The following is a 16374-nucleotide window of genomic DNA, read 5'->3' on the forward strand; positions in this document are numbered from 1 at the left end:
TGGATTATACCCAATTGTCGGTTTGAGATATTACCGCGGTGTTAATAATCAGTGGTTATATTATATTTCTCCTGTACAACAGCATAAATTTTGTCTTATCAAAATATTCAAAATTTATGCTTACAGTCGGAACCGCTTCGCTTTCTCATAAAATTTTTTCATCTTGCCTGTGTGTAATCTAAGATGAAAAAATTTTATGTTTATTTGTATTATTAATACCCTGGAACGAACCCTGATTTTATGCCAAAGAATAATTACATCCTGGTAATTGACGATGATACATACATCTGCAATATTCTTAAAAAGTATCTGGAGCAAAATGATTTTAAAGTTGATATAACCTATAAAGGTGCGGCCGCCAAGGAACTGATAGCTCAAAATCATTACGATATCATATTATGTGATTACCGTCTTCCTGACTATGACGGCATGCATATACTCAGGTATACGCGGTCGGTAAAACCTTTAATCCCGGTTGTCATTATGACAGCCTATGCTGAAATAAGCAAAGCCGTAGAATTGATCAAATCAGGTGCTTTCGACTACATAGTCAAGCCCATGCAACCTGAAATGGTAATTGAGGTTTTAAACCGGGCACTGGACAGGAACAGCCAGGTAAAGTCAGTCGCGTCATTTTCTGAAAGCTTTATCCAGGGTAACAGCGAAAAAATGCTTGAGGTCATGCAACATGTTGAGATTGTTGCATCAACCGATATTACCGTGATGATAGAAGGTGAGACCGGCTCAGGCAAGGAATTCATTGCCCGCGCAATTCACCATTCCAGTAATCGCAGCAAAGCACCTTTTATACCTGTCGATTGCGGTGCAATTCCGGGAGAGCTTGCCAACAGTGTTTTGTTCGGACACGTAAAAGGGTCATTTACAGGAGCCGTCAATGACAAGACCGGTTATTTTCAGGAAGCTAAAGGCGGCACCCTCTTCCTGGATGAGGTCGGAAACCTTTCCTATGAAAACCAGGTTAAGATTTTACGGGCACTTCAGGAGAAAACGGTTACCAGGATTGGAGACAACAAGGCACAGAGGGTTGATATACGACTGATTGCTGCCTCCAATGAAAACCTTCATGAAAAGGTTGAAGCCGGTGAATTCAGGGAAGATCTGTATCACCGGTTAAATGAATTCATGATAAAGGTTCCTGCTTTGCGTAGCCGCAGGGAAGATATTATTGAATTTGCCGGACAATTTATAAATCAGGCCAATAAGGCTTTTAACAAGAGCGTGCAGGGCTTGGATGATGAGGCAAGAGAACTTCTGCTTAAATATGAATGGCCCGGGAATATACGCGAGCTTCAGAATGTTATAAAAAGGGCAGTTTTGCTCAGCCCGGAGGATGTTATAAACCCCGGATTGTTTCCTGATGAGCTAAGGCTGCCCTTATCCGGCCTGAGCAGCGGGTTATCCGAAAAACCTTCCGGCGCAGAATTTACAGACCTCAAATCAGCAACCTATGTAAATGAAAGGGAACTGATACAGAATGCTCTTGAAAAAACAAATAATAACAAGTCACGGGCTGCACGGCTCCTTGGCATTGACCGTAAAACGCTATATAACAAAATAAGGTTATATAATCTGAAACAAAAGGATTAGAAGCGCCTTATGCGTGGTCACTACCCTGCAGACTGTGTATTAATTCTACACTTCACGGGTTTCCTGATGTAAAGATCAACATTTTATTCCAACCTCTGCCTGTAAATAACAACGGCCTTACCACCCTGAACAGAAATGGTTTTCAGGAATATGATGAATTTGTTGGCATAAAGCTTGCCTTATATCCTGGTATCTTATTAACCTGTTTTACAAAGAGTTTATTTCTAAAAAATTAGTTATGGAAAACTTCAGAGAAAAACGACTTGAGAAAAAACTGGAGACACAACAGACTGTCAGTATTGTTGTGTCTATCATTCTGCTTCTGTCTTTGCTTGGTAATGTATTCCTTTTTGTGCGTCAGGGTACAATAACCGGGGAGAAAGATGAGCTTGAAGCCGAATTGAGCACCGTTTCCCAGCAACAGAGAGTTGCTGAGGCCTCAAATGTTCAGCTGAAAGCTGATATCGAGACGTTAAATACCAAAATTGAAGAACTTGGTGAAACCGCGGCCGGTCTTCAACTCGAAATTAACGCAAAAAGAGCCCGGATTAACCGGTTGAGCGGGGAAGTGTTTGAGATGGACAATCTGCGTGCACAAATAACAGAACTGGAGTCTTTTGAGGCAATGTACAGGGAGGTTCTTGAAGAAAAAGAGGAACTCATTGCAGAAGTTGCTTTGTTAAAAGAAGAACTCACCGGTGAGAAGGAGAGATTCGGTCTGCTTGAAGAAAAAGTTGAAAAAGCTTCATTTTTAAAAGCGTATAATATTTGTGTACATAACTTCAAAGAAAGGTGGATCTGCCGACCGGTAAAGATGGATGTTGCCAGGAGGGTTGACAGAACAACTGTCAGCTTTGAGATCAATGACAATATTTTTGTCGAACCCGGTGAAAGGGATGTCAACATGGTCATTACCGGTCCCCAAGGCAACGTTGTCAGTCCCTCGACCGACACCTTCCTTATTGAGGAAACCGGAGACTCAAGCTACTTTACCGGACAGCGCACTATGATGTATGAAAACGAACCGGTATCAATGTCTTTTACGGTTGATCATGCAACAAACCTTGAGAGCGGTACATACCTGGTAAAAGTATATATAGACGGAGAAGAAGCAGGTGGTAAAGAATTTTCGCTTGAATAATGATGATACTGGTATACCTGATTAATAACCTAAAAATAAAACCATGACACTACTACAAATTATTTTTGCTGTTCTTGGAGCATTGTTCGTTGGCACAATGTTCTACTATATCTTTAAATATGCCGGCCCATGGGGTAACACCTGAAATTAATCCTTGTGCTAATTCTTGCAGGGATAGCAGCTGCTGACTGGGTCGGGCATGTAGTACCCGTAGTTCGAGGTGATGGCTATTGTTCCTCTGAAGGCGTAATCTCCTTTTTTAATTCAGACAGCACCTTTTTCATTTCAGTGATCGTATCATCAACCAGTTTCTCAATACCTTCATGGTTTTTTGATATTAAAGCATTTTTCTTGAGAATTAGTAATTTGCGCACTACTGCCTGAGCCTCCAGATGCCTGTATGAGGGCAGTAGCTTATGGGCTGTTTCTCCAATCTGCTCAAGGTTTCCCTCCGAAATATAGTACCTGAATCTTTCAATTGCCTGATTTGAGTTATCAATGAATAGTTTGAGTGTCTGCTTCATGAATTCTGTGTCATTGCCTGCCATTTTCTGAAGCTCTGCCAGGTTGTAAGGCTTGGGACTTATCTCCTTTTTGAGGATTATTTCGGTTTTTGATTCTTTAAACCCGGTTGGTTCCCGGCCCATAACGTAACATATTTTATTAAAAAGGTATTCCTCTTTAAAGGGCTTTATTATAAAATCATTGATGCCGGTTTTTTCAAATTGCATTACATCATCCCTTAGGGCGGCAGCTGTCATGGCGATAATGCGTGTTTGATTGTCCTTTAATTTAACACGGACGTGTTTCGCAACTTTTATTCCGTCAATATCGGGCATATGAATGTCAAGGAGTATCAGGTCATACCTGTTGTTTTTGATCTTATCCAAAGCCCGCGATCCGCTGTCTGCAATATCATAAGTGCAGTTTAATTTATCAAGGATCGTCTTGCCGAGCAGAAGGTTCAGGCTGTCATCATCAACCAGGAGTATTCTGATCCCTTTTAACTTCTCTTTGTTATCGTTATCATTGCCGGAGGAAAGCATATCCTTCTCACTCGCTTTCTCATATGTAAGAGTAAAACTGAAAGTGGTCCCGGTTCCTTTCCGGCTTGAGACTGAAAGACTTCCGTTTTGCAGCTCAATCAGGTTTTTGCATATGGCAAGTCCGATCCCGGTCCCCTCATAAATCTTCTCAATTTCCTCATCTCCGCGTTTATACTGGTTGAATATATCTTTAAGGTGTTTTTCGGAAATACCTATTCCGGTGTCAATAACATCGAACCTGATACTTATATCCCTGTCAGTTTCCTTTTGTGTTGAACATGCCAGCTCAACATCTCCCTTTTTTGTAAATTTTATGGCATTGCTCAGCATATTCATTAGTATCTGCTGCAGCCTGATGGGGTCGCCCCTTATGACCCTGTCTGCTTTTTCATCTATTTTGTATCTGAAACCTAAATTTTTACGTTCGGCCTTCGACGACAAGGCTTTGAATACAAACTCCACAGAGTTTCGTAAACTGAAAACATTCCTTTCAAAGCTGATCTGGCCAGCCTCGATCTTTGACATCACAAGTATATCATTCACAAGTGAAAGCAACAGCTCGGAAGACCTGTCGATAATTTTTACATATTTTTTTTGTGTTGGAGAAAGTTCAGTGTTGCTTAATTGTTCAGTAAAGCCCATTATTGCATTAAGCGGAGTTCTGATCTCATGCGTGACCCTCGCCAGAAAACGATTTTTTGCCTTTCCTGCTTTTACAGCTTCATCCTTTGATCTTTTCAGAATTTTCTCTGTAAGTTTTTCTTCAGTAATATTTCTAACAATTATTATACCGGTGCTTACCTGATTATCTTCGAAAGTGAGGGGCTGGCCAATTAAGAGGTAATGATTACTCTTTAGTTTGTATTCTTTTTCTATTCTCTTTCCGTCAAGAACTTCCGGTAAATATTCCTCCCATTTCTTCGCCAGATTCCTGTCAGGTATCTCATTTAACTTTTTATCAATGAAATACTTCGATGAAGGTCCCGATTCTTTCAATCTGTTTCCTTCGGCCAGGATGAACCTTAATTCATTGTCAAAAACAAAGATATTCAACCCGGGAATTGTGTTCAGAATTACACGGTAGAGGTCAAAGTCTTTTTTGAGGATTTCACTGGTTCTGGAATATTCAGTAAAATCTTTCCCGGCAATCAGGATTCCTTTGATAGTGCCGTCTTCATCAACTTTAATTGTTTGTGCCTCAATGATACGCTCACTTCCGGAACGTGATTGCAGCCTGTATGAAGATTTCATGCTTTGAGCTTGTCCGCCGGCCAGAAGACTGTTGATCCCGGATTTCACCCTTTCTTTTTCATCCTTATCTATAAGCAGGTCGGTAAAACTGAGTTCTGACCAGACATCGGCACCTGGCATTTCCAGGACTTCACATGCCCTTTTATTCATGAATACAATTCTTCCGTTAATGTCTGCTGCAAGAATAAAAACCCCGAGTACATCAAAACTGCCTTTAACAATAAGTGCAGTCTCTGTTTCGGCCTGTCCTGATTTAAACAACTCTCTCAAATACCTGATCTCATTTGGATTGTTCATGTCTTAAAGATACTTAAAACATAAATTAATCCATTAAGTTAATCATTAAACCGGTAAAGCAGGTAAATTAAGATCATTGTTAAATTAGCGGTTTTGATCCCGACTTAATGGTTATATTTCATAGATAAAAATTTCAAAATCATCTATATAACCTTTATCATTGTCAGGATTCCATATATAAATTTTCAGAACTGAATTACTCTTGATCTCCTCGTTTTTGACCAATAAATCAAATTCCAGATGATGCCATGTGTTAAATACTCTGATGTCCTGACCCAGGCTCCTGCTCTCCCAGGAATAGACACCTTCGTCATCTTCTATTGAGAAAACAAGCATAGATGAAGGCCTGGAAGAGAAATACCATTGGAATCCGGTTTTGATATACAGGTTTTTGTTTTTATCAACTTCTAAAGAATCCAGTGTGACATAAAAGGATGCTGAAAATTCATGTAGTTCCTGGGCCCTATGTCCGGAAAAAAATGTTTTTTCTGATAATGTGTACTCCTCATAAGTCCAGTTTTCATATACGTTTTGAAAATCATTTTTAGTTTGTAACAGCTTTTTACCCGACAATTCGGGGATAATGATTTCTGGTATTTCATAAATATATATCCCATGCTTACTGTTTTCAAAAATCAAAACATATGAACTGTCAATGTGCTTTGCAAAAAAGGGTAATCTGCCAGGTATATCTGAATAAAACCGGGTATGCCAGTTTAAAAACAGGTATTTCCTGTATTCATCTTTAATGTCACAGGCTGAAATGTTTGTGTAATCAACAAACTTACAGTTATCTGTATTATCAAATGCTGAATAATAATTCCCGATATTCTTTTGCATGGGATCGGTAAATACGTAACACTTTTCTTCTGCACCAATAAAATATTGAAATACAATTTCTTTCTGCATTCTATATTTTACTGTTGAAACTGAATAGATAAAAAACCTGAAAGGGGTTATTGACAATATGATAATAAATAAACCTATAAAAACAGTTCTGCGAGGCCTGGTCTGTTTATTAATTAATAAATAGAACACAAAAAGAACTGATAAAGGGAAGTACAGGGTATAAAAAACGGTTCTTTCAATTATAAAAGTAAAAATTGAAATCAAAACCAATAAGCCGGTTATCTGATATTTATACTTTTTCTTAAAAATGAATTCCGTTAGAACAAATGAGGCAGCAATTGCAGCAATTGGAATCAAAAACAAGGTGTGTCTCGGGTCTGTCGGAACGGGATGATATGAAAAAGGGGAAATCGTCATAAAGTTAGCAGAAAGTAACAGGGTTACCGAGGAAACGAAATATAAAGAAAAGGTGTTATTAATTTTTAAGAGCTCCTTTAAGTTTTTCGCGAAAAATGCAGATATGATTAGAAGGTAAGAAACCAAAATACCCTCAATAGTATATGTTTCAAATAGATCGTAGAATAATCTTTTCAGTTTAACAATCAGTGGCTGCTTGTCATAACTGTATATATATGATTGAGCTTGATTGGTTAACGATAAAACTTCAAAACGTTTGAAAAAATCGCCGGTCAACAGCCATATGGTAATTAAATAAAGAGTCAGGATACAAACACCAAGGATAATCGAATAGATCCAGAACTTTAAATTACGTTTTTGCAAAATATCCGTTGCAAAAAGAACAAATGGTAAGGGTAAAAACAATACAGCAGTCTCTTTTGAAGAAAATGCCAGGAATAAGGAAACTGAAAACAGAAAAGCATATTTTAATTCATTGGTCTTAGCATAAAATCTATATCGGTCTATCCAGTATATTGATAAAAGAAGAAAAAATGCAACATATATATCGGGCATTATTTTATCCGTATAAAACAAAAAAACATTTATCAGCAGAGTTAGGGATAAACCAATGACAGTATGAGTTACACTGAATTTTTTTAAAGTATCATAAACTATGTACAGTATTGATACAGAAATTAATAAAGATGGTAACGAGGATGAAAAATCGCTTATCCCGAAAATCAGGTAAGATAATGAGGTCAGTAGAATTATGGTAAACCGGAAACTAAAAGAATTATCGTACATGGTAACTCCATTCAGGAAATTTCTTGCAATCCTGGAGTATAGCATATCATCGTATCCGTAATGGCCAAAATATCCGAAAATATGGTTCAGAATAATTAGAACAACGAAAAACAGAAAGATGTAAATAGAAGTTAGCCTGCTAATAATCATATTAATAAGCTGAATTGGTCAAAAGCTGATATGATAGTCAGGTATCACGGCTAAAAATACATACTATTACCTGAAAATCCCATTGATTCAATCCGGATTACAAACAAGAATGACAAAACAGATAAGGAAACACGAAAGGCAACATTCCCTGTTCTTCAGGTATGTAACCATCGGGGACCGCGAAAACCGGCGCAGGGGTACAAAAGGACAAATTGAAGGCATTAAATCCTTCAATTTGTCTGATGGACCGTTAATGTTGCTATTTTTTCCTTTTATGGATATGGGTTGCGTGGCCGTAGTAGACCTCGGCGGCTTCCATGATCGTCTCTGAGAGGGTGGGGTGGGGGTGCACCGTAAGTTCCAGGTCCCGCGCCACAGCTCCCATCTCAATGGCCAGTGTGGCCTCCGATACCAGGCTGCCGGCATCCTTACCCACCATTGCCGCACCAAGCAGACGGTCGGTCTTCGGATCTATTAAAAGCTTGGTCAGACCGTTCTTTACCCCGAGTGTAACGGCCCTGCCCGACGCTGCCCAGGGGAATTTAGCCACTTCATACTCAATCCCCTGTTCCTTCGCTTCGGTCTCGGTAAGTCCGGTCCACGCGATCTCAGGATCGGTAAATACCACGGCAGGGATTGCCTTAGGTTCGTATGCCGTCTTGTGCCCCGCGATATGTTCGGCTGCCACCCGGCCCTCATGCGATGCCTTGTGGGCCAGCATCGGCTGACCGGTAACATCGCCTATGGCATAGATGCCGTTCACATTGGTGCGGCGAACCAGATCGACTTTTACAAAACCCCTGTCATCGGCCTCAACTCCCGCCTCTTCAAGTCCGATACCCGAAGTGTTTGGCCTGCCGCCTATTGAAACAAGCACCCTGTCAAAGGTGCCGCTGCTTTTTTTACCATCTGCATTCTCAAATTCAACGGTGACCTTTTTGCCCTTGACGGAGCCGGAGGCGACCTTTGTGTTGAACATAATCTTTTCCATCAGGTCCTTGCGCTCCTTTTTGAACACCTCCCTGAGGTCGGCATCGGTACCCGGCAGTATGTCGGGTGTAAACTCGGCAATTGTAATATCCGATCCGAGAGACTTATATATTACGCTCATCTCGAGTCCGATATAACCGGCGCCCACCACCAGGAGTTTTTTGGGCACGTCCTTCAGTTCGAGGGCTGCCTCGGCATTCATAACCCTGTCGCCGTCAAAGTCCAATCCCTGAATTTCGCTGGGTGTGGCACCCGTGGCAATGATAAGGTTTTCAAACTCAATCTCCTGCTTCTTGCTTCCTGACCCGCCTTTTTTGCCATCAACGGGAGTGAATTCAATACTGTTGCGGCCTGTAAGTATGGCCGTTCCCTGCATGTAGCTTACTTTCCGGCTTTTCGCCAGCTGTCCCAGTCCCCCAGTCAGTTGTTTGACAACCGACTCCTTCCAGGCCCTGACCTTGTCAATATCCACTTTCAGCCCTGAAAAACTGAGTCCCCATTCACCGGCATGCTCCGCCTCCTCCCTGATACGTGCAAAATGGAGAAGCGCCTTTGTGGGTATGCAGCCATGAAAGAGGCACACTCCCCCGGGGTCGGGTTTGGGGTCTATGAGCGTTACGTCAATACCGAGGTTGGCCGCCTGGAACGCAGCGGCATATCCCCCCGGTCCGGCACCCAGAACTATAAGTTGCTTTTTGTCCATGTTGATTGTTTTGATCGTTTATATCCTTTTCCCGCTGCAGTCAGGTAATACCTGCACACCAATGCTGCCTGGCAGTTACCAGTCCCTGCAGTCACCAGCCTCTTACCGGAACATTGTCAGCAGAGGATTCTCCATCGCCTCGCACAGCCACCTGAGGAACCTGGCCCCATCGGCGCCATCTATTATCCTGTGGTCGTACGACAGCGAAAGCGGCAGCATGAGCCTGGGTTTGAACTCACCGTCAATGTAGACAGGCTCCATCTGCGATCTTGATACACCAAGTATTGCCACATTCGGCCTGTAAACTATCGGGGTGAAGTTTGTCCCTCCTATGCCGCCAAGATTGCTTATCGCAAAATTGCCTCCCTGGAGATCGTCGGGCATTATTTTCTTTTTGCGGGCTTTCTCTGCCATTTCATTCAGCTCGACCGAAAGCTCTGTAATCGATTTCTTATCAGCATCCCTTATCACCGGCACAAGGAGTCCCCGCTCCGTATCAACAGCCACTCCTATGTTCACGTAATCTTTGTAGACTATCTCCTCGTTTTTCATATCGAGGCTGGCGTTGAATCTTGGAAAGGCCTTCAGGGCTTCTGCCGTTATCTTCAGCAGGATTGCCGTCAAGGTGAGCTTAGCCCCCTCTTTCTCAACCTGCTTCGAGTATTTCTTCCTGAAATTCTCGAGCTCGGTTACATCGGCCTTGTCGAACTGGAAGACGTGGGGTATTGATTGCCACGATTCGGCCATTGTTTTTGCTGTGATCTTCCTGATCGAATCCATTTTCTCACGCCTCACGCCTCCGTATTTTGAGAAATCAGGCAGTTCGTAGTCGCCCGCTGCCGTTGCAGGCCTGCCTCCTTCAAGCATCTTTTTGGCATGGGCTTTCACATCTTCAACAGTGATCCTGTCGTAGGGACCCGATCCGGCAACATTGTATATATTGACCCCTATCTCCCTGGCGAGGCGCCTTACCGAAGGGGCTGCGGGCACTTCAACAGCCGGTTTGCCGGTCGGACTTTCCCCGGCCGGACGGGCCCCGGAATACTGGTCCGCATCGGGTTTTTCGTCCCTTGCCGGTTTTTCGTCTGCCGGCGCTGCAGCAGGTTCGCTTTTCCGGGCAGGCTTTTCCTCTTCAGGCTCTTTATCCCCTGCAGTTGCCTCGCTGTCTGCTTCCGATTTTTCCTCTCCGGACTTCTGAGCCTTTTCGGACTCCTCATCCTTTTTCTTTTCAGGCTCTTTCGCCTTTTCCTTTTCCGACTCTTCAGCTTTTTCCTTCCCGGACTCCTCCTCTTTGGGTTCTTCCCCTGCTTCGGTGTCGATGGTGAACATCACCTGTCCCACTTTCACCTCATCTCCTTCTGACACTTTAACTTCCTTAACGACACCTGATGCATCCGATGGCAGTTCAAAGGTGGCCTTGTCGCTCTCCATCTCGGCCAGGGTGTCGTCGGCTTCGACTTTGTCGCCCGCTGAAACAAGTATCTCCAGCACTATGGCAGTGGTGACATTATCGGCAATCTCGGGCAGTTTTATCTCTTTGATCATTTTTGTTCCGTTTTTAGATATCTAATGGATTTGCTTTGTTGCTGTCGATCTTGAAGCTCTTTTTAGCTTTCAGGACACTCTTTTTATCCAGCTTGCCTTCCCTGTAAAGGCTGTGGATGGCAGCATAGGCTATATGACGGTCGTCAACCTCAAAGTAGTCCCTCAAAGCCCTGCGGTTATCGCTTCGTCCGAAACCGTCGGTGCCCAGAACGGTAAGTACGCCCGGGAACCAGCGGCAGACCGTCATCGGTATTGCCTTCATATAGTCGTGGGCTGCTATGCATAGCCCTTCATCCCCTTCCATGCACTCCTCAATATATGTTTTGCGGGGTTTCTTGTCGGGGTTCAGCCTGTTCCACCTGTCGGTCTCCCTGGCATTGTCATAGAGCTCCTTGTAGCTTGTCACGCTCCATACGTCTACAACAACGCCGAAATCCTTCTCCATCATTTCGGCGGCCCTCAGGGCCTCGTTCAGTATGGCACCGCTACCGAAGAGGTGTATCTTTTCTCCCTTTCTTTTGCGTGATTTCCTGAACTTGTACATGCCCTTCAGAATGCCTTCCTCAACCCCATCGGGCATTTTAGGCATTTTGTACTTTTCATTCAAAACGGTTATATAATAGATCAGGTCTTCCTGGTCGACGAACATCCTTTTCATACCTTCCTTCACTATCACTGCAAGCTCGTATGCGAATGCAGGGTCGTAAGCCTTAACTGATGGTATTGTCATCGCCATCATATGCGAGTGTCCGTCCTGGTGCTGCAGTCCCTCTCCGGCCAGGGTGGTACGCCCCGATGTTCCTCCGATAAGGAAACCTCTTGCACGGGTATCGGCAGCAGCCCATATCAGATCGCCTACCCTCTGGAACCCGAACATGGAGTAGTAGATGAACATGGGGATCATATTCAGCTTATGGGTTGCATATGAGGTCCCTGCTGCAATAAATGAGGACATACATCCGGCCTCGGTAATACCCTCTTCCAAAATTGCTCCGTCTGTAGCTTCCTTGTAATAAAGGAGACTGTCCCTGTCAACGGGCTCATAATTCTGGCCTGTGTGGGAGTATATTCCAAACCTGCGGAACAGCGCGTCCATGCCGAAGGTGCGTGATTCATCGGGTACGATAGGAACAACCCTTTTGCCCATGTTCTTGTCCGCCATCATTTTGGCCATCAGCCCCACCATCGACATGGTGGTTGCCATCTCGCGGTCGCCCGATCCCTCGATCAGTTCATTATATATTTTCTCATCGGGAAGGTTGATGGGCTCAGCTTCCGAAATCCGCCTGGGAAGGTAACCGCCCAGCTCCTCCCTCCGTTTTTTAAGGTACTGTATCTCCTCGCTGTCGTCCGGCGGCCTGAAGAAGGGCGCCTTTTTCGCTTCCTCGTCCGAAAGCGGTATTCCGAACCTGCTCCTGAAATGGAGCAGCTCCTGCTCGTTCAGTTTTTTCTGCTGGTGGGTGATGTTCCTTCCTTCGCCGGCTTCACCAAGTCCGTATCCTTTAATGGTCTGTGCAAGAATAACCACAGGTTCGCCCTGATGTTCAACCGCCTTTTTGAAGGCATTAAAGACTTTTTTCGGATCGTGTCCGCCCCTGTTCAGCTTCTTCAACTGATCATCCGAATAGTTCTCGACCATTTTAAGCAGTTTATCGCTCCGCCCGAAAAAGTCCTTCCTGATATATTCACCAGACGAAACGACATATTTCTGGAACTGTCCGTCAGGCGTCTCTTCCATGGCTTTGATGAGATCTCCCGTTTCATCCTGTGCAATGAGCGGATCCCAGTCCTTTCCCCAGATAACCTTGATGACTTTCCACCTTGCACCCTTAAAAGCTGCCTCAAGCTCCTGGATTATTTTGCCGGTACCTCTGACCGGACCATCGAGCCGCTGAAGGTTGCAGTTCACTACAAAAATAAGGTTGTCCAGCTTTTCACGGCTTGCCACGGTAATTGCTCCGAGAGATTCAGGTTCATCCATCTCGCCGTCACCCATAAAGGCCCATATCTTCTCTCCTGTTTTCTCTTTGAAACCCCTGTCCTCCAGATATTTGTTAAACCTGGCCTGGTATATCGCCATGAGTGGACCGAGTCCCATCGAAACAGTCGGAAACTGCCAGTATTCAGACATCAGCCTGGGGTGCGGGTAGGAGGGAAGTCCCCCGTCCTTCCTGAGCTCCTGCCTGAAATTGTGCAGGTCCTTCTCGCTGAGCCTTCCCTCAAGGAAGGAACGGGCATATATGCCCGGGGAGCTGTGGCCCTGGAAATATACTATGTCGGCAGGTCTTTCTTTTTCACCGCCCCTGAAGAAATGGTTAAACCCGACTTCAAGGAGGGTTGCGGCCGACGCATACGTTGATATATGACCGCCAATCCCTTCTGACTCAAGGTTGGCTCTTACGACCATTGCCATGGCGTTCCAGCGGATAAGGCTTTTTATCCTTCGTTCGATCTCTGCACTCCCAGGATAGGGTATTTCCTTGCGGGGAGATATGCTGTTTATGTAGGGTGTGTTTCCCGGGCAGCGAAACGGTATGCCCGCCTTGTGTGCCTTGACCTGTAGCAGTCCGAGCAACTCGCGCACCCTGGCAGGGTCCTCATTCTGAATAATGTATTCAAGGGAGTCAAGCCACTCCCGGTTTTCAATTTCGTAATGATCTTTCTTGCTCATTGCTTATTTGTTTGTTGTTATAGAAATAATATCATGGTTTTCCAACTACATAAAGGAAAAAACGGCAAAAAAGTTTACCTCATCAGCCGAAATTCTGCCTGTTATTGCACTTTGACAGTATAAAATTACAATTTACGAAATATTTGCCGGAATCGGAAAGCATGTCAAACAGGTTTTTCATTGTAGGAAGTATTTGGTAAATTTGCTGAAAGGGAAAATGTTAACAATAGTATATGAGACTTCTTATCATATCGAACCGGCTGCCTGTTTCGCTGATGCACAGGGACGGGGAGTTCTTCCTGGAGAAGAGTGCCGGGGGACTTGTTTCGGGACTCAGCGACTATCTTGAATCACTTGGAAGATCGGAATCGGATATCAGCGAATACCTGTGGCTTGGTTGGCCGGGTATATCCGTTAAGAAGAGGCACAGGGAACTTGTCAGTGACAAGATCAACTCCGGCTTTAAAGCATCACCCGTTTTTTTGTCCGAAAAGCTGATGGACAAGGTATACCTGGGCTTCTGTAACAAGACGATATGGCCCCTTTTTCACTATTTTCCTAGCTATACGGTTTTTGACAGCGAGTACTGGGACCAGTACAAAAGGGTTAACAGGATATTCAGGGATGAGCTTCTTTCTATCATACAGCCTGATGATATAATATGGGTACATGATTACCACCTGATGCTGCTTCCTGAGCTTCTCAGGGAAAAGGTCGCCAATCCGATCGGCTTCTTCCTGCACATCCCCTTCCCTGCGTATGAGATATACAGGCTTTTGCCCGACGAGAGCCGGAGCGGCATCCTCAGGGGCCTGATGGGCGCTGATCTGATAGGATTTCATACACACGACTATTCCCAGTATTTTCTGAGGTGTGTACTCCGTATTCTTGGCCACGATCACCACATGGGCAGGATTGACCTGCCGGGCAGGGTTGTAAAGGTGGATACATTCCCTATGGGGATTGATTACAATAAATTCAATCAGTTAATAACTCCTGAGACGGATATGCCTTCCGGTGATTGCCCCCGTATGGTATTGTCGGTCGACCGTCTTGACTACTCCAAGGGAATACTGAACAGGCTGAAGGGATTTGGGCTCTTTCTTGAGCAGAACCCCGAATGGCTTGGCAAGGTATGCCTTAATATGATAGTTGTCCCTTCACGCACTGGTGTCGAATCCTACCAGGAAATAAAAAGAGGGCTTGATGAGCTGGTAGGTTATATTAACGGGGCATACGGAGGCCTTAACTGGACACCTGTGATCTACCAGTACCGGTCACTTCCTCACGAGACGCTTATATCCCTCTACCGCCGGTGTGATGTGGCCCTTCTTACACCTCTGAGGGACGGGATGAACCTTGTTGCCAAGGAGTATGTCGCTTCCCGTAATGACAAAAAAGGAGTTCTGATACTAAGCGAGTTTACCGGTGCATCCAAGGAGCTCAGCGAAAGCATTATAGTAAACTCCAACAGTATTGACGAGATTGCTTCTGCCATCAGGCGGGCGCTCGACATGCCGGTTGATGAGCAGATACGCAGGAATGAAGCCATGCAGCAACGGCTCAAAAGATATGACGTCACAAGGTGGGCTACCGATTTTGTCGGGGCGCTGAATGAGATCAGGGAAATATCCGAATATACCTTCAGTAAAAAATATTTTAATACAGAGTCACTCGAAAAACTCGTTGCCGGATATAAAAAAGCTGAAAGAAAGCTGATAATTCTTAACTATGATGGAACCCTGGTTCCTCTGACAGGTGATCCGGCAGATGCAAAACCCTCACCTGAATTGCTTGGTCTTTTGAAGAGATTCAGGACCCAGGCCGGAACAGATTTGGTTATACTGAGCGGAAGAAGCAAAGAGGACCTGCAGAGATGGCTCGGTGATATGCCTGTCAACCTTACCGCTGAGCACGGGAGCTGGATAAGGGAGCTTGGTGCTGACCGGTGGACACAGTTGAAGCCGCTTTCGGGTGAATGGAAAAAGGATCTTATGCCAATTCTGGAAATCTATACGGACCGGCTTCCCGGAGCACGAATAAAGGAGAAGGAGTTTTCAGTAAGCTGGCATTACCACAATGCTGATGTTGAGCAGGCTTCGTTCATTGCAAAGGAGTTGTACGATCATCTTATCAGCATTACGGCAACTATAGATATCCAGGTTTTTCGCGGCAGCAGGGCCCTGGAGATAAGCAGCTCGGGGATAAATAAGGGAGATCTTGCCAGGCACTGGCTGAACATCAGGGATTATGATTTCATTCTTGCAATAGGGGCAGGCTGGACTGACGAGCTGCTTTTCAGGTCATTGCCTGATAATGCGTGGTCGTTTAAAGTTGGTATGGTCCAGACCGGGGCAAGTTTTATCATTAAGGACCATAGTGATGTTATGGCATTGCTTAAAAACCTGAACAGTATATGAGGCGCGTCAAGATGCCGGTGAGGTGAAATTATTTGGCTTTGTGGCACGACTATTGCATTTTAATGGTCTGTAGATATTAACTGACATAAAATTCCAGTCATGAAGGATCTTTTAGTTTATGTACATTCCCCTGCCAGGTCGCAATTGTTTATGACCTATGCCGCCTATGTTGCACGGGATCTTGGCTTGTCTGTAAAATACCTGTTTGTTCATACACCGCCCAATTTTCCCCTGGGCATGCCCGGCAGCCTCAGTGCTGCGGCAGTAATTCGCCAGCAGGATATTGACAGGGAAATAGACCGTGTAAAACACCATTTTGAACTTCAGGTTGAAAAGCTAAATGCTTCCGATCCGGAGCTGCCTCTCCTGGAATATAAAATTGAGATCGGGTTTCCCGCTGAGGTACTGAAGGCTTATTGCCGGAGCGATATGGTTGATACCATTATGCTCAGCAGTTCAAAAGAACATGTGACATTTGGCGACGATACCGATAACATTGA

At 44.5% G+C, this 16374-nt stretch carries 9 protein-coding genes; 4 read left to right on the top strand and 5 right to left on the bottom strand.

Features of this window, described 5'->3' with window-relative positions; genetic code table 11:
• Window positions 1-240: 240 nt before the first annotated feature.
• Both EA408_03935 and EA408_03940 read left to right on the top strand, forming a co-directional pair.
• A complete protein-coding gene (locus EA408_03935) occupies window positions 241-1608 on the top strand; it encodes a sigma-54-dependent Fis family transcriptional regulator (GenBank protein TVR73843.1) in 1368 nt (455 codons plus the stop codon).
• 238 nt (window positions 1609-1846) lie between these two features.
• Window positions 1847-2749: a hypothetical protein gene (locus EA408_03940; GenBank protein ID TVR73844.1), complete on the top strand. Its 903-nt coding sequence runs from the start codon at window positions 1847-1849 to the stop codon at window positions 2747-2749.
• Window positions 2750-2976: 227 nt separating this feature from the next.
• Here EA408_03940 and EA408_03945 read toward each other — a convergent pair whose 3' ends face one another.
• The 5 genes from EA408_03945 to aceE form a co-directional block, all read right to left on the bottom strand.
• Window positions 2977-5343 (bottom strand): response regulator, encoded by a 2367-nt coding sequence (locus EA408_03945; protein TVR73845.1) that lies wholly within the window; start codon window positions 5341-5343, stop codon window positions 2977-2979.
• Window positions 5344-5454: 111 nt separating this feature from the next.
• A complete protein-coding gene (locus EA408_03950) occupies window positions 5455-7545 on the bottom strand; it encodes a hypothetical protein (GenBank protein TVR73846.1) in 2091 nt (696 codons plus the stop codon).
• 259 nt (window positions 7546-7804) lie between these two features.
• Window positions 7805-9238, bottom strand: a complete 1434-nt coding sequence (lpdA, locus tag EA408_03955; protein TVR73847.1) for a dihydrolipoyl dehydrogenase — start codon at window positions 9236-9238, stop codon at window positions 7805-7807.
• Between the two features lie 102 nt (window positions 9239-9340).
• Window positions 9341-10783, bottom strand: coding sequence for a biotin/lipoyl-binding protein (locus tag EA408_03960; protein ID TVR73848.1), 1443 nt, complete (start codon window positions 10781-10783; stop codon window positions 9341-9343).
• A 13-nt stretch (window positions 10784-10796) separates the two neighbouring features.
• Complete coding sequence (aceE, locus tag EA408_03965; protein TVR73849.1) at window positions 10797-13454, bottom strand: pyruvate dehydrogenase (acetyl-transferring), homodimeric type; 2658 nt, start codon at window positions 13452-13454, stop codon at window positions 10797-10799.
• 233 nt (window positions 13455-13687) lie between these two features.
• Here aceE and EA408_03970 point away from each other — a divergent pair, with 233 nt between their 5' ends.
• Window positions 13688-15874, top strand: a complete 2187-nt coding sequence (locus EA408_03970; protein TVR73850.1) for a bifunctional alpha,alpha-trehalose-phosphate synthase (UDP-forming)/trehalose-phosphatase — start codon at window positions 13688-13690, stop codon at window positions 15872-15874.
• 150 nt (window positions 15875-16024) lie between these two features.
• On the top strand, window positions 16025-16374 hold a 350-nt coding region (locus tag EA408_03975), incomplete at its 3' end, for a hypothetical protein (GenBank protein TVR73851.1).

The organism is Marinilabiliales bacterium (assembly GCA_007695015.1).
GTDB lineage: Bacteria > Bacteroidota > Bacteroidia > Bacteroidales > PUMT01 > PXAP01.

Bases quoted from the DNA above. Each gene is read 5' to 3' on its own strand.
- EA408_03935 (TVR73843.1), top strand. From the start codon at position 241: ATGCCAAAGAATAATTACATCCTGGTAATTGACGATGATACATACATC.
- EA408_03940 (TVR73844.1), top strand. From the start codon at position 1,847: ATGGAAAACTTCAGAGAAAAACGACTTGAGAAAAAACTGGAGACACAA.
- EA408_03945 (TVR73845.1), bottom strand. From the start codon at position 5,343: ATGAACAATCCAAATGAGATCAGGTATTTGAGAGAGTTGTTTAAATCA.
- EA408_03950 (TVR73846.1), bottom strand. From the start codon at position 7,545: ATGATTATTAGCAGGCTAACTTCTATTTACATCTTTCTGTTTTTCGTT.
- lpdA (TVR73847.1), bottom strand. From the start codon at position 9,238: ATGGACAAAAAGCAACTTATAGTTCTGGGTGCCGGACCGGGGGGATAT.
- EA408_03960 (TVR73848.1), bottom strand. From the start codon at position 10,783: ATGATCAAAGAGATAAAACTGCCCGAGATTGCCGATAATGTCACCACT.
- aceE (TVR73849.1), bottom strand. From the start codon at position 13,454: ATGAGCAAGAAAGATCATTACGAAATTGAAAACCGGGAGTGGCTTGAC.
- EA408_03970 (TVR73850.1), top strand. From the start codon at position 13,688: ATGAGACTTCTTATCATATCGAACCGGCTGCCTGTTTCGCTGATGCAC.